This is a genomic window from uncultured Ruminococcus sp. (assembly GCF_937915125.1).
Taxonomy (GTDB): domain Bacteria; phylum Bacillota; class Clostridia; order Oscillospirales; family Ruminococcaceae; genus Ruminococcus_C.
Map to the genome: position 1 here is coordinate 1 of NZ_CALDMP010000058.1, position 21,573 is coordinate 21,573.

General features: G+C 50.7%; 18 protein-coding genes, 2 tRNA genes and 1 other annotated feature. Of the genes, 11 read left to right on the forward strand and 9 right to left on the reverse strand.

What is annotated here, in order from left to right:
• Window positions 1-409 precede the first annotated feature (409 nt).
• Together Q0418_RS05725 and mscL are read left to right on the forward strand one after the other, a co-directional pair.
• Window positions 410-1,603 carry a D-alanyl-D-alanine carboxypeptidase family protein gene (locus tag Q0418_RS05725; RefSeq protein ID WP_298483069.1) on the forward strand — a complete coding sequence of 398 codons (1,194 nt, stop codon included), beginning with the start codon at window positions 410-412 and terminating at the stop codon, window positions 1,601-1,603.
• Window positions 1,604-1,657: 54 nt separating this feature from the next.
• The gene (gene mscL, locus Q0418_RS05730) at window positions 1,658-2,134 is read left to right on the forward strand and encodes a large-conductance mechanosensitive channel protein MscL (protein WP_298483071.1); all 477 of its coding nucleotides are present in this window, start codon (window positions 1,658-1,660) and stop codon (window positions 2,132-2,134) included.
• Between the two features lie 438 nt (window positions 2,135-2,572).
• Here the strand turns inward: mscL and prmA are convergent, their stop codons facing one another.
• The 3 genes from prmA to glgA all read right to left on the reverse strand — a co-directional run bounded on the left by prmA (window position 2,573) and on the right by glgA (window position 6,154).
• The gene (gene prmA / locus Q0418_RS05735) at window positions 2,573-3,580 is read right to left on the reverse strand and encodes a 50S ribosomal protein L11 methyltransferase (RefSeq protein ID WP_298483073.1); all 1,008 of its coding nucleotides are present in this window, start codon (window positions 3,578-3,580) and stop codon (window positions 2,573-2,575) included.
• Window positions 3,581-3,596: 16 nt separating this feature from the next.
• Complete coding sequence (locus Q0418_RS05740; protein WP_298483075.1) at window positions 3,597-4,451, reverse strand: prephenate dehydrogenase/arogenate dehydrogenase family protein; 855 nt, start codon at window positions 4,449-4,451, stop codon at window positions 3,597-3,599.
• A 239-nt stretch (window positions 4,452-4,690) separates the two neighbouring features.
• On the reverse strand, window positions 4,691-6,154 hold the full coding sequence (glgA, locus tag Q0418_RS05745) for a glycogen synthase GlgA (RefSeq protein WP_298483077.1): 1,464 nt from the start codon (window positions 6,152-6,154) through the stop codon (window positions 4,691-4,693).
• A gap of 397 nt (window positions 6,155-6,551) precedes the next feature.
• On the opposite strand from glgA, the gene Q0418_RS05750 reads away from it, so the two are divergent.
• The 3 genes from Q0418_RS05750 (at window position 6,552) to Q0418_RS05760 (ending at window position 10,396) form a co-directional block, all read left to right on the forward strand.
• Window positions 6,552-8,147, forward strand: coding sequence for a penicillin-binding protein 2 (locus Q0418_RS05750; protein WP_298483079.1), 1,596 nt, complete (start codon window positions 6,552-6,554; stop codon window positions 8,145-8,147).
• 147 nt (window positions 8,148-8,294) lie between these two features.
• Window positions 8,295-9,419: a GTP-binding protein gene (locus tag Q0418_RS05755; RefSeq protein ID WP_298483081.1), complete on the forward strand. Its 1,125-nt coding sequence runs from the start codon at window positions 8,295-8,297 to the stop codon at window positions 9,417-9,419.
• A gap of 11 nt (window positions 9,420-9,430) precedes the next feature.
• Window positions 9,431-10,396, forward strand: coding sequence for a TIGR03943 family putative permease subunit (locus tag Q0418_RS05760; RefSeq protein WP_298483083.1), 966 nt, complete (start codon window positions 9,431-9,433; stop codon window positions 10,394-10,396).
• Window positions 10,397-10,521: 125 nt separating this feature from the next.
• Here the strand turns inward: Q0418_RS05760 and Q0418_RS05765 are convergent.
• Window positions 10,522-10,598 (reverse strand) — tRNA-Pro (locus Q0418_RS05765).
• A gap of 691 nt (window positions 10,599-11,289) precedes the next feature.
• Window positions 11,290-11,527: a binding site (T-box leader), on the forward strand.
• Between the two features lie 62 nt (window positions 11,528-11,589).
• On the opposite strand from Q0418_RS05765, the gene tyrS reads away from it, so the two are divergent.
• Entirely contained in the window at window positions 11,590-12,810 is a 1,221-nt protein-coding gene (tyrS, locus tag Q0418_RS05770) for a tyrosine--tRNA ligase (protein ID WP_298483085.1), read from the forward strand.
• 625 nt (window positions 12,811-13,435) lie between these two features.
• Here tyrS and Q0418_RS05775 read toward each other — a convergent pair.
• Both Q0418_RS05775 and Q0418_RS05780 read right to left on the reverse strand, forming a co-directional pair.
• On the reverse strand, window positions 13,436-14,341 hold the full coding sequence (locus tag Q0418_RS05775) for a dockerin type I domain-containing protein (protein ID WP_298483087.1): 906 nt from the start codon (window positions 14,339-14,341) through the stop codon (window positions 13,436-13,438).
• A gap of 52 nt (window positions 14,342-14,393) precedes the next feature.
• Window positions 14,394-15,158: a hypothetical protein gene (locus tag Q0418_RS05780; RefSeq protein ID WP_298483089.1), complete on the reverse strand. Its 765-nt coding sequence runs from the start codon at window positions 15,156-15,158 to the stop codon at window positions 14,394-14,396.
• Between the two features lie 364 nt (window positions 15,159-15,522).
• Between Q0418_RS05780 and Q0418_RS05785 the strand changes: the two genes are divergently transcribed.
• The 5 genes from Q0418_RS05785 (at window position 15,523) to Q0418_RS05805 (ending at window position 18,085) form a co-directional block, all read left to right on the forward strand.
• A tRNA-Thr gene (locus tag Q0418_RS05785) sits at window positions 15,523-15,598 on the forward strand.
• A 1,339-nt stretch (window positions 15,599-16,937) separates the two neighbouring features.
• Window positions 16,938-17,141, forward strand: a complete 204-nt coding sequence (locus Q0418_RS05790; protein WP_298483090.1) for a hypothetical protein — start codon at window positions 16,938-16,940, stop codon at window positions 17,139-17,141.
• Window positions 17,141-17,401: a type II toxin-antitoxin system RelE/ParE family toxin gene (locus Q0418_RS05795; protein WP_298483092.1), complete on the forward strand. Its 261-nt coding sequence runs from the start codon at window positions 17,141-17,143 to the stop codon at window positions 17,399-17,401. The genes Q0418_RS05790 and Q0418_RS05795 overlap by 1 nt, the downstream gene beginning before the upstream one ends.
• Before the next feature lie 12 nt (window positions 17,402-17,413).
• Window positions 17,414-17,626 carry a hypothetical protein gene (locus tag Q0418_RS05800; RefSeq protein WP_298483094.1) on the forward strand — a complete coding sequence of 71 codons (213 nt, stop codon included), beginning with the start codon at window positions 17,414-17,416 and terminating at the stop codon, window positions 17,624-17,626.
• Between the two features lie 54 nt (window positions 17,627-17,680).
• Complete coding sequence (locus Q0418_RS05805) at window positions 17,681-18,085, forward strand: hypothetical protein (protein ID WP_298483096.1); 405 nt, start codon at window positions 17,681-17,683, stop codon at window positions 18,083-18,085.
• 427 nt (window positions 18,086-18,512) lie between these two features.
• On the opposite strand, the gene Q0418_RS05810 is transcribed toward Q0418_RS05805, so the two are convergent.
• The 3 genes from Q0418_RS05810 to Q0418_RS05820 form a co-directional block, all read right to left on the reverse strand.
• Window positions 18,513-19,238, reverse strand: coding sequence for an N-acetylmuramoyl-L-alanine amidase (locus Q0418_RS05810; RefSeq protein ID WP_298483098.1), 726 nt, complete (start codon window positions 19,236-19,238; stop codon window positions 18,513-18,515).
• A gap of 5 nt (window positions 19,239-19,243) precedes the next feature.
• A complete protein-coding gene (locus tag Q0418_RS05815) occupies window positions 19,244-19,690 on the reverse strand; it encodes a holin family protein (protein ID WP_298483100.1) in 447 nt (148 codons plus the stop codon).
• Between the two features lie 141 nt (window positions 19,691-19,831).
• Window positions 19,832-21,403, reverse strand: a complete 1,572-nt coding sequence (locus Q0418_RS05820) for an N-acetylmuramoyl-L-alanine amidase (RefSeq protein ID WP_298483102.1) — start codon at window positions 21,401-21,403, stop codon at window positions 19,832-19,834.
• Window positions 21,404-21,573 lie beyond the last annotated feature (170 nt).

The window sequence follows — 21,573 nt, forward strand, 5'->3', positions numbered from 1 at the left end:
ATGCAAGCATATGACGTGCAAAGCCGTCAGGCGCTCTTTGTGCGGTGTTGCCTTGAGAAAATGTTGGTGTTTCCTGGCACCCGGTAATATCTGATACTAATCTCTGATCAAGGAAAACGTCCGCAGGCAGGCTGTCGCCTGGCAAGGGCGTTTGACGACGAGCAGCGAGTGGATGGCGGTGAAGATTTTCATGGGTTTGGTCAGAGATTAGTATTAATCCTTCGTCACAGGCAACACCGCCATTCCTAATTTAATACAATTTGCTGTTTCAAAAAAATTTGCATAAAAAGTATTTGCAATTTTCGCAAAATGTGGTATAATAAAAACAGGGTCAGAATTACCCGAAAAACTGGAACTGAAAAAACCGCCGCCCGGGCGGTTCTCTGAAAATAGATCTGGAGGTATCCGAATGAGTCAGGAACCGAAAAAACGTCCCCAATCCGCAAACGGAAATGGGAATAATAGAACAAAACAGGCGAGACCGTCAGGAAACCGTCGCCCACAGCCTCGCCGTCCCAGAGGATCCGGCGCAAAAACTGCCGCAGAGATCATTGTTTCTCTGGCACTGGTGGCTTTTGTGGGATATGAAGGCTTTCAGATGTATCAGTCTCTTACGCCGATCTCTCAGGGTTCTGAGGGTATGGTGATCGGCGGCGCAGAGGAAAGTGAACCAGAAGAGCCTGCCACAGAACAGACAGTATATGAAAATATTGCTGTGGAAAATACACAGGTACATGCCGGCGATCTGATCCTGGTGAACGGCGACAATGCCTATGTGGAGAACAACGCCACAGAGATCGTCAGCATTTATGAACACAAGACGGACAACTACCACGTCAGCGGTACGGAAACCAGTCTGCGTGAACCTGCCATCGAAACACTGAACCAGATGCTGGATGATTTCTTCGTGGCGACCGGACACGATGATGTTATCGTGATCAGCGGCTATCGCACCAATGCCCAGCAGCAGGAGCTGTATGATGCAGATCTGGAGGCAACCGGTGCAGAAACTTCTTCCCGTGTGGCAAAGCCGGGTTACAGTGAGCATGAGACAGGCTATTCCCTGGATGTGTCCCTCTATCAGGACGGCGTGCAGTATGACTATGACGGCACCGGCGAATATGCGTGGATCAACCAGAACTGCGGACATTACGGCTATATTCTGCGCTATGCAGAGGACAAGACCGAGACCACGGGCTATCAGGCAGAGCCGTGGCATTATCGCTATGTGGGACAGCCCCACGCCACTTATATGGCGGAGAACAACCTCTGTCTGGAAGAATATCTCACCCTGCTGAAAAATTACAACACCGACAATCATCTCTCCATCACCAACTGGGACGGCGAGATCTATGAGGTGTACTATGTTCCGGCAGATGCTGCGGCAGATTCCACCTATATTCTGGTGCCGCCGAATCAGGAATATACCATTTCCGGCAACAACAGGGATGGATTTATTGTCACGGTGGATACCGGCAAGATTCAGACCTACGACAATGATACCACAGCACCGGAAGAGGGCGCAGGAGAATCTACGGATACTGCTCCGGCAGGAAATGAAGATGCGGCTTTGCCGGAGGACAGCACGGATATTGCCGAGTGACAAACTTGGTAAAATAAAGGCAGATATGCCAATCAAGAAATGAGGATGAACATCATGGAAAACAAAAATGTAGAAGAAGGTCTGAAAAAGGCAGGCGGCGGTCTCAAATCTGTGATCGGCGAATTTAAGGAGTTTATTTCCAAGGGAAATGTCCTGGACATGGCTGTCGGTCTGATCGTCGGCTCTGCGTTTACTGCTATTGTGACTTCGCTGGTAGACGATATTCTGATGCCTTTTATCGGAACGGTTCTGGCAGGTATCAATTTCAGCACGCTGGGCATCACGATCCCGTGGGGCAATCATCCGTTTATTGCCATCGGTAATTTCCTGAATGCGGTGATCACATTCCTGCTGACAGCACTCTGCGTGTTTATTATTGTGAAGGTAATGAACATGTTCCGCAAGAAGGAAGAAAAGAAGCCGGAGCCGCCGAAGCCCAGCAAGGAAGAAGTTCTTCTCACAGAGATTCGTGATCTTCTGGCTGCACAGCAGGGCAAGCCGGTGGATGCTGTGAAAAAAGACGCTAAATAAGGGCGTTTCGTATTTTGACAACCTCTTACTATTCTACATAATGAAAAACACCGTTCCACGTGCAGGAACGGTGTTTTTCTGGTTTTTGGGGATTGGCTTGATGATGTAGTATTGTGTTGCGTTGTGTTGAAAACGTCCCACCGGGACGTTTTCAAAATCTTATTTGCTGAAAATGGTGAAAAAGGGGAAGCGGTCTTGTCCGCTTTCAGTCGAAGCCCAGAGGAAATGGCTTCGACAGACTTCACCAAGGATGTTCAGTCCCCTCGAAAAGCTGTCGCTTTTCTCACCCCTTTCCCCGCGCGCCAAAAGAGTGGCGCAGGGTGTTTCGCCGCCTGCGGGCGGCGACCAGGGCCTCTCGCCCTGGACCTCGCCAGCATTTTCGAGAAATTGCTGGATCAAAAAGCTTCATTGCCGCCTTCGGCGAGATATGGCTTTACATTACATGCGTATTGTTTCGCAGCACGTCCCGGCGCCGGGTACTTTTTGCAGCTTTACGGCGCACCAGCCGGATGCTTCCCGTTTTTCCAGTACGGTGAAATCGTGGGCTGTCACAGTCTCCAGCACTTCGTCTGCCCGTTCGGAGATGATGCCCGACAGGATCAGGATGCCGTTATCCCGGAGAAACTGCGGAAACAGCGGTGCCATTGCCTTGATGACATCGGCAACGATATTCGCCGTGATCACATCATAGCCGGAACCGATCTGCTCCACCAGTTTGCTGTCGGTGATGACATTGCCGCAGGAAATGGTGTATTTTTCGGGATCCAGATGATTTTCTGCGGCGTTTTCACCGGCGATCCGTGCGGCGTTTTCTTCAATATCTACGGCATATGCCTCTTTTGCCCCCAGAAGCATACCGCCGATAAACAGGATACCGCTGCCGCAGCCCAGGTCGAGAAGCTTTGTCTCCGGTGTGATCTCGTTTTCCAGCAGTTCCAGGCACAACCGGGTGGTGTGGTGCTGTCCGGTGCCGAAGCTGCTGGCAGGGTCAATTTCCAGTATCGTTCTTCCCTCAGCCTCCGCAGTAGCCTCTTCCCAGCTGGGCTTGATGTACAGCTTTTTCCCCACGGGGAACGGCTTGAAATACTGTTTCCAGTTGTTTGCCCAGTCCTCTTCCCGGATGCCGGAGCAGACCACTTCCAGCCGTCCATAGGCGTGCTCGGTATCCTGTGCTTTCAGCTGTGCCAGCAGGGTGCGGACAGCGGAAAGTGTCTCTGCACCCTGGGCATCCTCCGGCAGATAGACGGTGATGCATGTCTCGCAGTGTGCCAGTTCCATGAGCCCATCCTCCAGATAGTCCCACTTGCCGGTTTTCTGCTCCAGGAATTCCTGAAAATCCTGTGCATCCTGTACCATACAGCCCCGGATGCCCAGATCCTGCAATTGTACGCTCAGCAGGTCAATGGCGGCTGTGGTCGTATAAATATCCACTTGTGTCCAGTTCATAACAGTTTGTTTCTCCTTATTTCTCGTTCATTTCCTTGCGTTTCCGTACATTTTCCTCCTGGATCTGGCGACCCTCGGCAATGAGATATTGCAGGCGTTCCTCGTCACGCTGCTTGAGCGCGTCCCGATAATCGGTGAGGTTTTCAATGAGCAGATCCAGGTGATACAGCAGGTTGTCCCGGTTGTCCAGGAACAGCGCCGACCACATGGATTCGTCCATGGTGGCAACACGTGTCATATCCTGAAAGCTGCCGCCGGAAAAGGACAGGGCGTCGTCCATGCAGAAATCCTTCACATAGGCGCTGGAAACCACGTGTGCCAGCTGGGAGGTATAGGCGATCATGTTGTCATGCCACATAGGTGTTGCGGTGACAATGTTGCCGAAGCCCATTTGCTTTGCCAGCTGCTTGACCGCTTCCAGGGCTGTTTCGTCTGTGCCGTCCACTGGTGTGACAATGAGGTTGGCATTCTGGAACAGATCGGGGATGCTGGCGTAATAGCCGCTTTTTTCCCGTCCTGCCATAGGGTGCGTGCCCACATAGTGCACGCCGGATTTGCGGCAGCGATAGGTCAGGTCACGCACCATGCGCCCTTTCAGACCGCAGGTGTCCACCAGAATGGTTCCCGGTGGGAGCTGGGGCAGGGCTTCCTGTACCAACTGGATGGCGATCCGCTGGTGGAGACAGATGATGATCATGTCATAGGTGCCGTCGTTCATGGTACCGATGCCGTCGATGGCACCCTCTTTTATGGCATCCTCCAGGACAGACTGCTGGACATCGCAGCCAAAGACAGTGTGTTCTGTGGATGCTTTGATAGATTTGCAAATGGAACCGCCGATGAGTCCCATTCCGACAACTAAGATCTGCATGAGAATTCCTCCGTTTATTTGTGGTATCATCTCGTTTATTGTACCATGAATCCAGGAAAACGTCAAGGATGTTTGTGAAAATGCATGGAAATCCATTCTATGATGTGGTGTAATTTTCACAGGATAAAATCGTAGGGGCGAACAATGTTTGCCCCCTACATTGGAAAGAAAAACCGCCGCTGGAATTGTACCGGCGGCGGAGTTTAAATTGCTTTTGTAAATGAAATCAGGCGATGAGATTATCCCTGCATACCACGGATGATCCAGTCGTACATGCCCTGATATTGCAGTGCAGAGCTGCCCCAGGAGAAATCCTGTTCCATGCCACGGCGGAGAATATTGTCCCAGTCCTCACGGTGGTTGAAGTAGATATTCTTCGCATAGTTGATGGTGTAGAGCAGATCGTCTGCATTGTAGTGGGCAAAGGTGAAGCCTGTGCCGGTCTTTTCGTATTCGTTGTACGGAACAACAGTATCTTTCAGACCGCCTGTCTCACGGACAATGGGCACAGTACCATAGCGCAGTGAGATCAGCTGGGTCAGACCGCATGGTTCAAACCGGGACGGTACCAGCATAGCATCTGCTGCTGCATAGAGCTTGTGCGCCAGGGGATCGGAATAGAAAATGTTCGCAGAAACACGATCGGGGTGCTTGCCCTGATAGTAGCGGAACATATTCTCATACCGTTCTTCGCCGGTGCCGATGATGACAAACTGGGTGAACTCGTCCGTGATGCGATCGGTGATCCAGTCCACCAGATCCAGACCCTTCTGGTCGGTGAGACGGGAGATAATGGCGATCATAAACTTGTTCTCGTCCACAGGCAGACCGAGCTCTTTCTGGAGGGCTTTTTTGGCTTCTTTCTTCTTTTCCACAGCGTCCTTTACGGTGTAGTGTACAGAGAGCTTCGGGTCAGTCTCCGGGTTGTATACCTCGTAGTCGATGCCGTTCAGAATACCCCGCAGAGAACGGGAGCGTGCACAGAGGAGACCGTCCAGCTGTTCGCCGTAATAGGGCGTTTTGATCTCTTCGGCATATGTTTCGCTGACTGTAGTGATGTAATCGGCATAGACCAGACCGCCCTTGAGCATGTTGGCATCCTTCTTGAATTCCAGCTTATCCGGTGTGAACATGTAGTTCGGCAGATTGGTGTTGTACACAAAATGCCGGATGTCCCACACGCCCTGGAATTTCAGATTGTGGATGGTCATGATGCTCTTCGTACCCCAGTAGAAACTGTGGGAGGCAAAGGTGCTGCGCAGGAATACGGGGATCATACCGGTCTGCCAGTCGTGACAGTGGATGATATCCGGGTGGAATCCGATGACCGGCATTGCTGCCAGTACTGCTTTACAGAAAAAGATATAGCGCTCGATGTCCCACATGATGGAATCACTGTAGGGACGATCGCATTTGAAATAATATTCGTTGTCGATGAAATAGAAGTGCACACCCTGATAAACATATTCCATAATGCCTACGTGGACATTTTCCACATGGCGGCCATAGTCCATATAGAAATGGGTGACATAGCGGAACTGGCTCCGGTATTCCCAGGGGATGCAGGTGTAATTGGGGACGATGACACGGACATCATATTCATCATGGTTCAGCGCTTTGGGCAGTGCGCCTACAACGTCTGCCAGACCACCGGTCTTGACGAAGGGGACGCATTCGGATGCGGCAAATAAGATATTTTTCATAGTTCAGATACATTGTGCCGGGTGGCACACACTCCTTCCGCATGGATTTTGAGACGGCTTGCCATACAGCAGAATCATAGGCGTTTTCTGAAAAAACTACCAGTACTGCTGGGCAAGGTGACACATCGCATAGAGGCTGTACACAGCTTCTATTCATATTATACTCTTTTTTGATGCAATAGTCAAGGGATTTCACAAAAAATGAGAAAATATTTCCACAAATGCTTGTCGCAATTTGTAGATATTGTACATGCTGGACAATGCCACAGCGGGATGCATATTCCGGGAATCGGATGGAACAATACTTGGAAATGAGAAATTCGGAGTTAGGGCAATACCGCACAAAGCCGGCAGGCGCTCTTTGTGCGGTGTTGCCTTAGGAATGAGGAATGATGGTATGGAACGGTTACGAAAACGGCTGGCATGGCTGCGGCTGATGATCGTGACGCTGTTTTGCACAGCGGCGGTCTATCTGGCGTGGCTGATACAGAAGCCGGAGCTCATGCAGACGGCGGCGAAGCAGGGGAGCTATACCTGCCTTGCCGGGACAGCGGAGGGAACGATCTACGACCGGAACGGCACACCTCTGGTCAATGCGAAAAATACATGCGCTGCTGTGGTGAATCCAACGCCGGAGGCAATTGCCGCACTGCTGTCCCATGTGCTGGATCTGGATGCGTTTTATGCGCAGGTGGAAAAGGGAAAGCCTTTTGTGTGCACAGTGGATACAACGGAAATCGACTGCGCAGATGTGACCGTGCTGGAGATCCCGGAACGCTACAGCGATCATCAGCTGGCACAGCATCTCGTCGGATATACATCCCAGGGCAGCGGCGTGACCGGGCTGGAATATGCCTACGACGATGTGCTGCGGAGTGTGGATTCCCAGTGGAGTGTGACCTTTTCCGTAGACGGTACAGGCGGGGTGCTTGCCGGAGACAGTAAGCAGGTGCGCTATGGTGCCAATCCGGTGGAGGGCGTCATTACCACGCTGGATGCGGCCATACAGCGAATCTGTGAAACTGCCGGGCAGTCTCTGGAAAAGGGGTGCATTGTGGTGATGGATGTGGAAAGCGGTGATGTGCTGGGTCTGGCGAGCTTTCCGTCCTATTCCGTGGACAACCTGGAAGAAGCGTTGGAAAATCCCGACAGTCCCATGATCAACCGGGCAATGTATGCCTATCCTGTGGGCTCCATCTTCAAGCTTGTGACAGCGGCGTGCGCCTATGACCAGGGCATTGCCGGAACCTTTCACTGGGACTGCTCCGGTGCTATTTCTGTGGGAACGCAGCTGTTTCGCTGTCACGATCTGAACGGACACGGCAGGCAGGACATGGCACTTGCCATGCGAAATTCCTGCAACCCGTATTTCATTGCGCTCAGTCAGGAACTGGACGGCGTTCATCTGCTGGACACGGCAAAATCTTTTGGCTTCGGAGAAGAGACTGCACTGACAGCGGATATCGTGGCATCCAGCGGTACACTGCCTACTTTGCAGCAGCTGGAACTGCCGGCGGAGCGTGCCAATTTTTGTTTCGGACAGGGTGTGCTGACAGCAACGCCGTTGCAGATCACAAGGATGACCTGTGCCATTGCCGGAGACGGTTCACTGCCCATGGTGCGTCTGGTGCGTGGTGTGACAGAGGACGGAAAAACGGTGCTCCGGGAGGAAAAAACGGTTCATGAGGAAGGCATTTCCGGGGAGACAGCCCGGTATCTGCGGTGGCTGATGTGCTATGCGGCAGAGGACGAGGATTTTCAGGGCAAGCCCGGGAATGTGACTATGGGTGCGAAAACGTCCACTGCCCAGACAGGACGCTATGACGAAAAGGGCGAGGAATATTGCCACGGCTGGGTAACGGCATTTTTTCCGGCGGAAGAGCCACGCTATGCAGTGACCGTGCTGGCAGAGGACGGAGGCTATGGCAATACAGCTGCGGCACCGGTGCTGCGGCAGATTGCCGGGGCGATTATGGAACTGGAGATCCGATAGAGTACTTTTTGTTCATAAAAAATCCATCTAAATATCCTCAAAATTGCTTGCATGTCTGTGGAAAGCGTGTTATACTAAAGAGGATTGGCATGGGATGGGATACGCCCTCCTCTGCCAGAAATTCTGAGAGAAAGAAGTGCAGACTGCATGACAAAAATTACGATATTTTCCGGCTTTTTGGGCGCCGGTAAAACCACATTGATCAAGAAGCTCATTGCAGAGGGATATGCCGGCGAAAAGCTGGTGCTCATCGAAAACGAGTTCGGCGAGATCGGCATTGACGGCGGATTTTTGCAGGATGCCGGCGTGCAGATTACAGAGATGAACTCCGGCTGTATCTGCTGTAGTCTGGTGGGTGACTTCGGCAAGGCTTTGCAGCAGGTGCTGGAGCAGTATCACCCCGACCGGATCATCATTGAGCCGTCCGGTGTGGGCAAGCTCAGCGATGTTATTCGTGCGGTGCAGAATATCCATGCCCACGATGTGGAGCTGGACGGCTTCACCACTGTTGTGGATGCCAAGAAGTGCAAAATGTACCAGAAGAATTTCGGCGAGTTCTTCAATAACCAGATCACCTATGCAAGCTGCCTGATCCTCAGCCATACCGCTGGACTGGCACAGGAAAAGCTGGACGACTGCGTGCGCCGTCTGCGTACCTGCAACGAAAAGGCGCCTATCGTGACCACCGATTGGGAGCAGCTCACCGGAAAGCAGCTGCTGGATGCCATGACCCAGAAGAATACCCTGGATGACGAATTACAGGCACTGCTGGCAGAAGCGGCAGAGCATGACCATCATCACCATCACGACCATGACCATGATCACGACCATGAACATCACCATGACCATGAAGAATGCGGCTGCCACGATCATGAGCATGAGCACGAACATCATCATGACCATCACCATGAGCATGAACATGAACACGGCGAGAACTGCACCTGCGGCTGTCACGATCACGACCATGACCACGAGCACCATCATCACCATGCAGACGATGTATTCACCAGCTGGGGCGTAGAGTCGGCACAGACCTATACCCAGGAGGAGATCACTGCGGCGCTGGAGGCACTCACCGATGCCGACACCTATGGCATGGTGCTGCGTGCCAAGGGTATCGTTCCGGCAAAGGACGGCAGCTGGATTCACTTTGACTATGTACCGGGGACACCGGATGTGCGTACAGGCTGTGCCGGTACAACAGGTCGTCTCTGCGTCATTGGCTCCGGTATCCGGGAAGATGCGCTGGCTGCGCTGTTCCACGCAGAGTAAGGAGGCGCACTATGGCAGGAAAACAGCCGCAAGAAACAGATGTTCCGGTATATCTGTTCACCGGATTTCTGGAAGCGGGAAAGACAAAGTTCATTCAGGAAACGCTGGAGGACAAGCGGTTCAACTCCGGCGAAAAGACCATGCTGCTCCTCTGCGAAGAGGGCGAGGAGGAATATGATATCTCTGCAATGCCCTGTCAGGATGTGTATATCCGCACCCTGGAAGAGCCGGAGGAACTGACAGCGGAGCACCTGTCTGCACTGCTGAAGGAATGCGGTGCCACACGGGTCGTGCTGGAATACAACGGCATGTGGCAGCTGGGACAGCTGTTCCAGAATCTGCCTGAGGACTGGGCAGTATATCAGGAGATGTTCTTTGCCGATGCCACCACAATTTTACAGTACAACGCCAATATGCGCAGTCTGGTGGTGGACAAGCTGAACACCTGCGAACTGGTGGTATTCAACCGGTTCGACAAATCCATGGACAAGATGGAATTCCACAAGCTGGTGCGTGCCATCAGCCGCCGGACGGACATTGCCTATGAGTATGCCAACGGGCAGGTGGAATATGACGAGATCGAGGATCCGCTGCCTTTCGATGTGAATGCGCCGGTGATCCGGCTGGCGGATACGGACTATGCCCTGTGGTATCGGGACATTATGGAGGATCCCAAGAAGTATGATGGCAAGGTGATCTCTTTCCGCGGTATCGTTGCCATGGATCCGAAATTTCCGCCGAAAACCTTTGCAGTGGGACGTCATGTCATGACGTGCTGCGTGGAGGATATCACATACAGCTGTGTGGTGGCTGAGTGGGAAAAGGCGAGCATGCTCCAGACCAGACAGTGGGTGCAGGTGACGGGCAAGATCGTTGTCCAGAAGCACAAGCTGTACCGTGGAAAAGGTCCTGTGTTGCAGGTGCAAGAGGTCGTTATGACCAGTGCACCGGAGCAGGAAGTGGCTACGTTCTATTGATATCATGGTGTTTCTCTGGTTTTACACAAGAAATCAAAGAAGCACTAAGCTGAATTCTTCTGAAGAAACAAAAAAGCTACGGAATTTCCGTAGCTTTTTCGTGTGCTATTTGGATATGAAGATTGTGGTCGAGGTGACAGGACTTGAACCTGCGGCATCTTGCTCCCAAAGCAAGCACTCTACCAAACTGAGTTACACCTCGCCATATGCATCCTATTTATTATACCATAGGATTCCTGTTGTTGTCAAGCAGTTTTTTTAGAAAACCGCAGAAATTTATTTGGGATGAATTGTCAGCGCCAAAATTATACGCAAATCAATTTTTAAATTATATGCTGTAAAACGAATCATTTTATGTAGGGGCGACCATTGGTCGCCCGCCAAAAATCCAGGCAAACCGCAACGGGCGACCAATGGTCGCCCCTACAATAATCCATATTTCACAAAAATTGATTTGCGTGCCAAAATTACATTTTCTCTTGACAATACTAAAAAAATAAGCTATAATAGAAAGGAAGAGAGCGCTGCAATGGCTGTCAGCTCCCGAATTTAAGCGCGAAAGAAATAGCCGCCTAAGTTGGACGCTGGGGCGGCTATTTCCGTTTGTTGCTATTCTGGAATATCTCGATGATATTACAAGCGACAAGTAACAGGGTTAAAAACTCCATCCAAGTCATAACGCAACACCTCCCTGAACCGCAGGGCTGCGGTGGGGAGCTGGATTTGACCGCCGATACACATACAAAGTATGTACCCGCATCTATGCAATGCTCTCTGTACTAATTATACCGTATTCTGACAAAATTGTCAACGGGAAAATTGCATTCAGGTGAGAATGATTTTTCCGTTTTCCCTTGACAAACCCAGTTGAAATATGCTATGATAAGGCTATGAAACATGCGGAGAAGAGGAAGAGTAGCCGGATCCGTGTCGGTACAGAGAAGCCCTGGCTGGTGAAAAGGGCAGCGGCATCCCGGTGAATACCCCTCGGAGCAGGTCTCCCGAACTGCAGTGCTGCTGCACGCACAGTAGGGGATCCCGGGCTGCGCCCGTTACAGCGTCTATGAGGTCGGTTTTTTCAAAAACCGATAAATTGAGGTGGTACCACGGTGAATTCACATCGTCCTCTGGAACAAATTTCCGGGGACGATTTTTTTGTTCCCCGGCAACACACACAGAAAGAGGGAACTCGTATGACAGTATTTGAAGAACTGAAACGCCGGGGTCTGATCGCACAGATGACCGACGAAAAGGAGATCGAAGAACTGGTGAATGCCGGAAAGGCAACCTTCTATATCGGCTTCGATCCCACCGCAGACAGTCTCCATGTGGGACATTTTATGGCGCTGTGTCTTATGAAACGGCTCCAGATGGCAGGGAATAAGCCCATTGTCCTCATCGGCGGCGGTACGGCAATGATCGGCGACCCTTCCGGCAAGACCGATATGCGCAAGATGATGACAAAGGAGACCATCCAGCACAATGTGGACTGCTTCAAAAAGCAGATGAGCCGGTTCATCGACTTCTCCGAGAACAAGGCGATCATTGTTAACAATGGTGACTGGCTGCTGGATCTGAACTATGTGGACGTGCTCCGGGATGTGGGCGCTCATTTCAGCGTCAACCGGATGCTCTCCCACGAATGCTATAAGCAGCGCATGGAGCGTGGTCTGACCTTCCTGGAATTCAACTATATGATCATGCAGAGCTATGATTTCTATAAGCTGTATCAGGATTACGGCTGCAATATGCAGTTCGGCGGCGACGACCAGTGGGCAAATATGCTGGGCGGTACAGAACTGATCCGCCGGAAGCTGGGGAAGGATGCCTATGCCATGACCATCACACTGCTGCTCAATTCCGAGGGCAAGAAGATGGGCAAGACGGAAAAGGGTGCTGTATGGCTGGATCCGGAAAAGACCACACCCTACGATTTCTACCAGTATTGGCGGAATGTCTCCGATCAGGATGTCATCAAGTGCCTGAAGCTTCTCACCTTTGTGCCCATTGAACAGATCGAGGAAATGGAGCGCACCCTGGAGGGACAGCAGCTGAACCAGGCAAAGGAACTTCTGGCATATGAACTGACGGAACTGGTACACGGCAAGGCTGCCGCAGATCAGGCGCAGGAAACGGCACGTGCCGTATTCAGCGGCGCAGGTGCAGCAGAGAATATGCCCACCACGGTTTTGAAGCCCGAAGAGCTGACCGATGGCGGCATTGGTATCCTGACGCTTATGGTGCGTGCCGGACTGGCACCGTCCAACGGTGAGGCACGTCGTCTCGTACAGCAGGGCGGTGTTTCGGTGAATGACACCAAGATCACAGACCCCAAGTGCATCGTATACCCGGAGGCAGAAACCATTCTTCGCAAGGGCAAAAAGGTGTTCCATAAGATCGTTGTGGAAGCATAAATCATATGCCTCTCCAATGCCTCCCCTGAAAGGGGAGGGGGACCAGCGAAGCTGGTGGAGGGGTTTAGACACAAGGTCACCTCTAAAAACCCGCTCACCCGCCATCTGCGGCGCATCTTTGCGCCATCTTCACTTGCGGAAAAACTTGAAATACACCAAGTATTCCTGCATTTTTCCGCAAGTGAATCTGTTGCAAATCTGCACCACATCTGACGGATTCGGGGTATTTAGAGGTGCCCACAATATAAAAGAATTTACCCTTCCAGAAATATAATACAAATGCAAATGTAAAACAAAGCAGAGCATGATTGTTCTGTTTGTAACTATTCAGAACCCTCTATGAATTACCGGAAAAAACTTTAAAATATGCAAAATCAAGTGAATAATATTAGAAATACACATTGTTTTTTGCATATTTTAGATTAAACTGGTAAATTTCAAACCCAAAACAGGGGGGTACTGAATAGTTACTTCTGTTTTATCATATGGTTTTTTACCCCTCCACCATTGCTGCGCAATGGTCCCCCTCCCCTTTCAGGGGAGGCTATTTGGTAAAAAGCAAAGCGGTCTGAACCATGGCATTTCTGCCGGGTTCGACCGCTTTTTCGTATTTATGACACTGGTTTTATCCCAACTCTGCCGCGAGGAATTCCTCAAAGGTCATGGTACTTCCGACGGACTGCATTGCGTAATATTTCAACGTCAGATAGGCATCGTTTGCAGTGACATCGCCGCTCTTGTCCACATCAGCTGCATCCTTGGATACATTTTCCGGCGGCGCAGCACCTACGGAAACCTTCGCATAATACAGCAGCATCCAGTAGGCATCGTCGGCGTTAATACTGCCGTTGTTGTCGGCATCTCCCAAGGTGTAGGGCTTCCAGAACAGCTGAATGCTCCGGGATACCGTGAGATCGCCGCTTTCTGAAACAGCAGGTGAAGCTTCGCCTGCCTGGGACGGCACATCCAGTGTCTCTGAAAAGGTGACGTCATAGCTGTACCGAGTGACACCTGTGACAACAGATTCTGCATGAGGGTCAGCGATCAGCAGACCGTCCTCGCTGTAAACAGAGCCTTTTGTAGCGGGTGCACTGATCTCTACCGTATAGGCAGAGCTGTAGACAGATGTGAGGTTGGGAGAGGAATAGGTGGTTTCAAACTGGGAGGGGTCAGAGGGGCATTCAGAATAATCCACAAGAAAGACATATTCTGTCACAGTCTGTCCCTCTTCCGGTGCAAGGTCCATATCATAATAGGGCAGAGGCGCTTCGGCAGACTGCCGGGTGATGGATACATGGATGGGGTTGTCGTGGACTGTGATTGCGATCTGACCTGTGATCTGGCTCTCGGGCAAAGGCTTTTGGGAAACATTTCCGTTTTCGTCCTTGATCTCATAATACAGGGCTTCGCTTTTGGGTAATGTAATGGAATTGACTGGGGCAGTCTCTTCCGCTGAAACTGTCCACGGTGTCAGCAGAACAGTGCCGCAGAGAAGTCCGGCACTGCAGAACGCCAGCAATTTTTGAAGCATAGTGTTTCCTTCTTTCTCTTAGTGCCTGTTTGGAAAGGTTTAAAACAGGCTCTTAATATGGCATGGTGAATTGTCCCACACGCCAGACACCTCGTTCGAATACCAGCGTAAAGGTATCTTCCTGAGTGGTCTGTTCTGTCTCATCCGGGAACTGGTAGGTGGATACCACAGTGAACGTTAGTGTGTCTGAAGTGCTGTCTGTCAGAGCAGTGACCGCAGAATCCACATAGCTGATATCTGCACCCCGGTCGCCGCAGAGACGGTAGAGCTTGTCATCCACCATCCGGAACTGTTCGTCCAGATCAGATTCGTGACCCATCCGGGCGAAAACGGAGTAGTATTCTGCCTCGGCTTCTTCCAGGGTATCACAGCTTGTGACGCGCTTCCAGTTTTCATCAATGACGTCAGAGTCATCATAGGTGAAGCCGTCACTGGAGCAGAGATAGGTATAATATGTAGCGGCAGCAGTGGTGTAGATCTGCTTTGCCTGTACACACCATTCGTCGGCTGTCATGCCGGTATCACCGATGACGCCGCCGGTCTGTGCGCTGTCTGAGGAAACTGCCGTTTCTTCGGAGACCGGTGTGCTTGTTACTGCGGCGCTTTCTGCGGCATCGCTGTTTTCGTCATAGGAAGAATCCGTGCTGGCAGAAGCATCTGTATCCTGGACAGAGGACGCTTCAGAAGATTCTGAAGCATTCATTTCGATGGGTGTTTGTCCGGCGTCTGCGCCTGAAATATCCGTGCAGCCGGAGAGCATTGCTGTCAGAGCAAATGCAGTCAGGCAGGCGGCAGCCAGGCGATGTTTTTTATTCATAGTAGCTCCTTTCACAGGGCAGTGGGATCAGAATGCTTGTTCTGTGATCCCGGGATAGGCGTCTGTCGGAAGACCCGACTTTTTCATTATAACATATACGTCTGCAAAAGGCAATGCTTTTTTTCACACATTCAGCTGCAGATGTCATTTTGGTGATTTTGCTGCATGTTGTTGGACACTTTAGAAATAGATGAAACGTTGATTTTTAACACGATTTTTTTAGATTTGTGTGCGCTTTAACGTAAAAAAAGTAAGATTAAACTTTTCTTTTTTCTGTTTTTCGACTTTTTTGAGAAAACGGTTGACAAGCTTTTCACTTTGTGATATAATAATACATGTTGAGTCACTCATGCGAGAACAAAATGCTGTTATAGCTCAGTTGGTAGAGCACTTCCTTGGTAAGGAAGAGGTCACCAGTTCGAATCTGGTTAACAGCTCCAAGAATTTGCACGCAGTTTCGGGAGTTTTCCGGGGTTGCGTGCTTTTTGGTTTTGCGTGAAAAAATGCGCTCAGGGCACTATTAGAGCACTAAGCCCACAAAAGCGCCGCAGAAAAGGCAATAGAACACAGCAAGAAACCGCCACTGGAATCCATCCGGTGACGGTCTTTTTTTATGCCTGTCTGGGTGTCATGCCGGGGCTGGGTTTCCACGTCATATGCTTGCATATTTTCCGTCATATTTCACAAAAATGCTCTTGAATACACAAAGTATTCACTGCGCTTTTTGCTTCATCTGACGAAAAATCTGACAAAGTTTATGCTCGTAGAGTACATCTGACGCACAATCTTTGTGCGGTATTGCCTTAGCTTTTCGGCAGTTGGAGTTGGAGGATATAAATATCATTTCCGTTACGCACGACTGCTACATCAACAAATAATATCTGTTGAAAAGGACTATCAGAAATGGGTGTCCCCAAATCTGGGTATACCCAAATCTGGGAACAGTGCTGTACCCAAATCTGTGGACAGTGCTGTACCCAAATCTGGGTACCAAAAAAGAAATAATATAAATAAAAAGAATAAAGAAACATATTGCGCATGCGCATTTTTTGATCAGCTGATATCCTCTATATGAAAGCCCAGAGAGCCTGCACGGCACGCACAGCGGCGTTTCAGCGGCATGGTGTAGAATTTCCGACATCCGGCAGGGCTATTATACGGCGTTTCTGGACGCTCTCAGAGGGTACAAGCCGGAATCTGGCGCAAAGTTTTCCAGCTATCTGACTTACCCATTCCAAAAGATGCTGGCAGACTTGACACATATGGAGAGTCGCCCGGAATGTTTCCAGCTGGTGCAGGAATTGCGGGAACGGCAGGAATATGGAGAGTATCAGGCGACGCTTTACAGCGACTATCTGGGTGAGATTCAATAGAAATAACCGGTTGCAGGCGTGTACTTGCAGCCGGTTTTCTGTGCGCTGACCTCTAAAGGATCCTAAAGTTTTTTTCGCTGTATGCGGTTCATATGCCATATAAGCACCGTAGAAGCCCCGTAGACAGCCGGAAAGATTGAGGGGTAAAAAAACGGGCGTTGTGGGCGAACAGAGAGCGAACGCTTTTACAAGCTTTGGTCGGCGTATTGCGAGAGGGCTTTTCTTTTGGGTGAAAGCTGGCAGGCGTTTTGCTGCGCTTTGGCTTTCACTGTGTATATTATATCACTATTCACGTGAATATACAATAGGCAGAATAAACAAAGTTATAGCAATATATTTGTGTAATGTATATATTGACGTGAATATATGTATTGTGATATAATAGTATTCTGAAAGGGGCGATACTATGGCACCAACCAGCAAGGCGCAGCAAAAGGCGGTTCATAAATACGTGAAAAGTAATTATGACCGTATTGAATTGACAGTTCCAAAGGGCAAGAAAGAGCAGATCAAGGCGGCTGCGGAATCCTCCGGGAAATCCTTGAACGGATATATCAACGAAGCCATTGACGAGAAGATGCGGGCAGAGCATGAGGGAACGCCGGAATAATGGAGATCATATTTGACAAGAAAGCGCAAAAGTTTATTGAAGCACAGGACAAACCAACAAAACAGCGTATCAGGAAAGCCATTGAGGGGCTGACAGAAGAACCCCCGAAGGGCGACATTAAGACGCTGCAAGGCTATACAGATGGCAGAATGCGGCTGCGTGTTGGGAAATATCGTATTATATACCGTTATGTCAATGAAATTGCTGTGATTTTGCATATTATGAAGATTGACAGCAGAGGCGACATATACAAGCAATGAGGAGGGTTTCACATGGGAAATACAGCACGGGCAATTGCTTCTATGGTGGATATTCTGCCGGAGAATGACCAGCACCTTGCATATGAACTGGTCAAGAAACTGGTTCTTGCATGGGATCCGGATTTTACAAAGGTAACACAGGAAGAAGCCAGACAGCTGGAAGAAGCAGAGCGTAATTTTGCAAATGGTGATACTGTTTCTATGGATGCAATTCACTGGGATTAATGGCACAATACATTGCCAGCCCGGTGATATTCTGGAATACGAGGAGGAAACCACATGAACATCATCAAATACCCGTCAGATCAGGCGGTCAATGATGCAATGGCGCATGATGAACCAATGCTTGCGGCGATTTCCTTCGATGGAAAAACGGCTGTTGTGGGAGAACTGGACGAAGCTGTGGAGCATCACATCCTGCTTATGAAAGCCGGCTATCGGGGAACGGATATTGACAAGTTCTTTCGCATCGTGTTTGACCGTGACGGTGCAGACTGGACTTTTGTATGCCCACCGGATTACAACGGTATTCCGTTTAAAGATAAGCGCATAGAGCGATTTTATAAAGACGGCTTTTCTGTGATCTCGGAATTTCTGCATGAGATCGGCTATCTGGTCGGCATTGATATTCCCAAACGCTACCGGCGGCATCTGGATATGCTGGGCGATGGTACGTCAATTTAAGGCAACACCGCACAAAGATTGTGCGTCAGATGCGCCGTCAGATTTTTCGTCAGATGAAACAAAAAGCGCAGTGAATACTTTGTGTATTCACGAGCATTTTTGTGAAATATGACGGAAAAGATGCAAGCATATGACGTGCAAAGCCGTCAGGCGCTCTTTGCGCGGTGTTGCCTTAAGTAAAAAAACAAACCGCCCCGAAGTGTGACAGCTTCGGCGGCGGTTCTTTTCGTCTGTAAGCACGCTGTGCGGCTCTGTATGGCGTTTTATCCTGCTTGTGGTGAAATTTATATGGCGATTCTTTGCGCTTGTCTATGGGACGTATATGTGCGCTTTTGTGTGTGGGCGATATCGAAGTGTTTCCGATATCGCCCCTTTGATTTTCAGATGGGATCACGTACCGATCAAGTCTACGACACCCATAAAACAATCAGACCCGTCTGGTATAATCCAGGCAGATCCACCCGGCGCCCGATTTCAGCCTGCCCCAATTGCCGGAAGTCTGTATAATGGTGTATGTGCCTTTATCCCGGATACAGCCTACGATCCCATAGGATGTTCCGGCACCGGCACGGATATTCAGTGCAGACGCAGTGACTTTCACAAGATAGCTGGTGCTTGCAGCTGAAACCGGTGATGATGGAGAAGCGGTAGCGCCGTCCATTTTCGAAACCACATCCGCCAGGAATTTCAGCCAGTTTGCACTGCTGTCCGTGTCCGAACCGCCCTTTGCCTTTGGTACGAACCACTTCGGGCAGACCTTTCCGGTCACATCGAAATGCCGGATCACGCCGCCTTTTTGCGGGTTCAGCCCATATTTCCTGCACAGCTGCGCAGTCAGTTCCACAAGGCTTTTGTAGGTGGCGGAATGAAATTTTCCGGTTGCATCCGGGTGGCATGTCTCAATGGACACCGTATAGCTATTTGCCTGATTGGTGCACCAGCTGACTTCTTCGTCCGGGATGCAGCAGATCACTTCGCCCTGCAATCCAACAATGTAATTGCTGGAGACAGCCCGGTCGGTGGTGTTGAAATAATTCCGGTTCGCCATGGCAGAGCTGCCGGGATTGCCCACCCAGTGAACAGCAATGGCAGTGGTTTTCTTCCGCTTGGTACCCGGTCGGTTGTGGGTGAGAAATGCATTTGTGATTTGCATGACATTCAATTCCTTTCCGATTGTTCCCGTTCTGCATCCTGTGCTTTCTGTTTCCGGCTGAGTACGCTGACTGTATTTTTCCATGCAGCCGGCAGGGGCACGCCCATCAGCCCGGCATTTTCCGTGATCGAGATCACCTCGTTTGTACAAAAGCCGATGATCACTGCGTTGCGCAGAATCGCACAGCCCAGCAGCAGATCCATTGCATGGCCAGCGGCAACCAGCATCAGCATAGCGATCTTCCGGCAGATTCCCTGGAAACAGCGGCGGCTTTCCAGTCTGCCATTCTGGCTTTTTGCGGAACGGTGAAACACTGCGGCAGTCAGGATTCCTGTGCAGAAATCCACCGCCATAAAGGCGAGCAGTATCTGCAAACTCAGATCCCATCCACCCACAGCGGCAATCAGAAAACTGCCTGCTGTACCAGCTGCGGCGCAGATCCATTCTTTCATGGTGATTCCTCCATCAAATCAATTCTAGCCTTCCGCATCTCAGGAATATACCAGCAGAACAGAAAAAGTCAACCCCTTTTTCCGGAAAAAAGCAAAAATACCCGGAATCCATAGATTCCGGGTAAAGATAGCTGTTGTATTTTATAGTACGCCGAAATATGCTGCGATCACAGCTGCTTCTGCTTCTGCCATGCGCTGTAGATTGGCGTCGTTAAGGAGCCAGTTTGTGGCACGGAGGTTGGTATGATAGCTGTGTTCCAGCAGGATCGCCGGAACGCCCACAGAGGTAGCACCCCGGAGCACGCCGTAATAATCTCCATTGAGTCCCACACGTTTCCAGATGGTGCCTCCCTGATAGGTACCCATGACCTGGTGCACGGTGTCAGCCAGCTGTTGCCCCAGCACATCCGCAGCGCCTGTGACCGTACAGCACGCCAGAGGTGCATCTACAGAGGAACTATTGCAGGCATTGCTGTGCAGGCTCAGGAACAGGTCACAGCCCTCTGCTTTTTTGCCGCGCGCTTCCAGTCCCAGGTCGCCTGCCTGGGTGGGGCGTGTGGTGACGACTTCAATGCCATAGGCTTCCAGTGCCGGCTTCAGCTTCAGGTGCAGCTTCCAGCTCATATCCGATTCAAAATAGGCGCCGTTCACGGGACTGCGGTTATACTTTCCATAGTGTCCGGCGTCCAGGCAAACCCGGATGCGTCTGAGGGTGCCGTCCTCCCGGAACAGATATTTTTTTCCGTCGATGGTCTGTGAGCCGGTTACCATGGTGCCGTCATTCTGGAAATAGTATTCTTCGGTGCTGAGGGTCAGCCAGCCGGTCTGCATTATGCCGGTACTCTGGAAATAGTAGCGTTTTCCGTCAATGGTCTGCCAGCTCTTCTGCATAGTGCCATCGGCGGCAAAGTGATATTGCTTCTGGTCGATGGTCTGCCAGCCGGTCTGCATAACGTAGTCCTTGCTGAAATAATATTGCTTTCCGGCATTTTCCAGCCAGCCGGCAACAGGCGAGCCGTCTGCATCATAGAAGGAAACGGTTTTGTCCGAAAACGTACAGAACCCGGTTTCCTGGGTACCGTATTCGCCGTCGAATAAGTATTTCACGCCGTCCAGTGTGACCTCGCCTGTCACCTTTCCGGTTTCGGAGTCAATGTAATAGCGGTTTCCGGCATAAGTGAACCAGCCGCTGCACAATTGTCCGGTTTCAGGGTCATAGTACCGCCGGACGCCGTCCACCGTGCGCCACCCGGTTTTCTGTGCACCGGTATAGTCGAACAGATAGACTGTTTCGTCAATTTTCTGGGCACCCACTGCCGCCGCATAGGTCTGGGGGTTGTAATAGTGCCAGGCGCCGTCAAAATTCTGCCATCCTGTCAGCAGGGTGCCGTCCTCCTGGAACAGGTAGGAGATACCGTCGATGACCTGTATATTGACGGCAAAAGAACCGTCCGCATAGCGATATTTTCGCCCATCAGCCGAATCGACCCAGTCGCCTTCTTCCTGCGGTTTCGGGGAAATCTTGTGGGAGACATCTGTTTCCAGTCCAGTATCCGTTGCCACGGGTACTGCGGTTGCCACAGGAACGCCGGTTGCCACAGGCACAGTCGTTGTATCCACGGCTTCTGCGGAAGCTGTCCCGGAGAACAGCAGGATCCCGCTGGCAGCTGCACTCAGCGGCAGAAGCAGCCGGAGCAGTTTGGGGTAATGCATGTTGATTCCTCATTTCTCTTGCCTGCATCCCGGTGGGAGACAGGCAGTTGTTCTCATATATTGACTATTTTACAATATTTTTTTTGCTTTGTCAAGGGAACTATTGCATTTTCCACATAAGGTCACCTCTAAAAACCCGCTCACCCGTCATCTGCGGCGCATCTTTACGC

Coding starts and splice junctions, on each gene's coding strand:
- Q0418_RS05725 (WP_298483069.1), top strand. CDS start 410: ATGAGTCAGGAACCGAAAAAACGTCCCCAATCCGCAAACGGAAATGGG.
- mscL (WP_298483071.1), top strand. CDS start 1,658: ATGGAAAACAAAAATGTAGAAGAAGGTCTGAAAAAGGCAGGCGGCGGT.
- prmA (WP_298483073.1), bottom strand. CDS start 3,580: ATGAACTGGACACAAGTGGATATTTATACGACCACAGCCGCCATTGAC.
- Q0418_RS05740 (WP_298483075.1), bottom strand. CDS start 4,451: ATGCAGATCTTAGTTGTCGGAATGGGACTCATCGGCGGTTCCATTTGC.
- glgA (WP_298483077.1), bottom strand. CDS start 6,154: ATGAAAAATATCTTATTTGCCGCATCCGAATGCGTCCCCTTCGTCAAG.
- Q0418_RS05750 (WP_298483079.1), top strand. CDS start 6,552: ATGGAACGGTTACGAAAACGGCTGGCATGGCTGCGGCTGATGATCGTG.
- Q0418_RS05755 (WP_298483081.1), top strand. CDS start 8,295: ATGACAAAAATTACGATATTTTCCGGCTTTTTGGGCGCCGGTAAAACC.
- Q0418_RS05760 (WP_298483083.1), top strand. CDS start 9,431: ATGGCAGGAAAACAGCCGCAAGAAACAGATGTTCCGGTATATCTGTTC.
- tyrS (WP_298483085.1), top strand. CDS start 11,590: ATGACAGTATTTGAAGAACTGAAACGCCGGGGTCTGATCGCACAGATG.
- Q0418_RS05775 (WP_298483087.1), bottom strand. CDS start 14,341: ATGCTTCAAAAATTGCTGGCGTTCTGCAGTGCCGGACTTCTCTGCGGC.
- Q0418_RS05780 (WP_298483089.1), bottom strand. CDS start 15,158: ATGAATAAAAAACATCGCCTGGCTGCCGCCTGCCTGACTGCATTTGCT.
- Q0418_RS05790 (WP_298483090.1), top strand. CDS start 16,938: ATGGCACCAACCAGCAAGGCGCAGCAAAAGGCGGTTCATAAATACGTG.
- Q0418_RS05795 (WP_298483092.1), top strand. CDS start 17,141: ATGGAGATCATATTTGACAAGAAAGCGCAAAAGTTTATTGAAGCACAG.
- Q0418_RS05800 (WP_298483094.1), top strand. CDS start 17,414: ATGGGAAATACAGCACGGGCAATTGCTTCTATGGTGGATATTCTGCCG.
- Q0418_RS05805 (WP_298483096.1), top strand. CDS start 17,681: ATGAACATCATCAAATACCCGTCAGATCAGGCGGTCAATGATGCAATG.
- Q0418_RS05810 (WP_298483098.1), bottom strand. CDS start 19,238: ATGCAAATCACAAATGCATTTCTCACCCACAACCGACCGGGTACCAAG.
- Q0418_RS05815 (WP_298483100.1), bottom strand. CDS start 19,690: ATGAAAGAATGGATCTGCGCCGCAGCTGGTACAGCAGGCAGTTTTCTG.
- Q0418_RS05820 (WP_298483102.1), bottom strand. CDS start 21,403: ATGCATTACCCCAAACTGCTCCGGCTGCTTCTGCCGCTGAGTGCAGCT.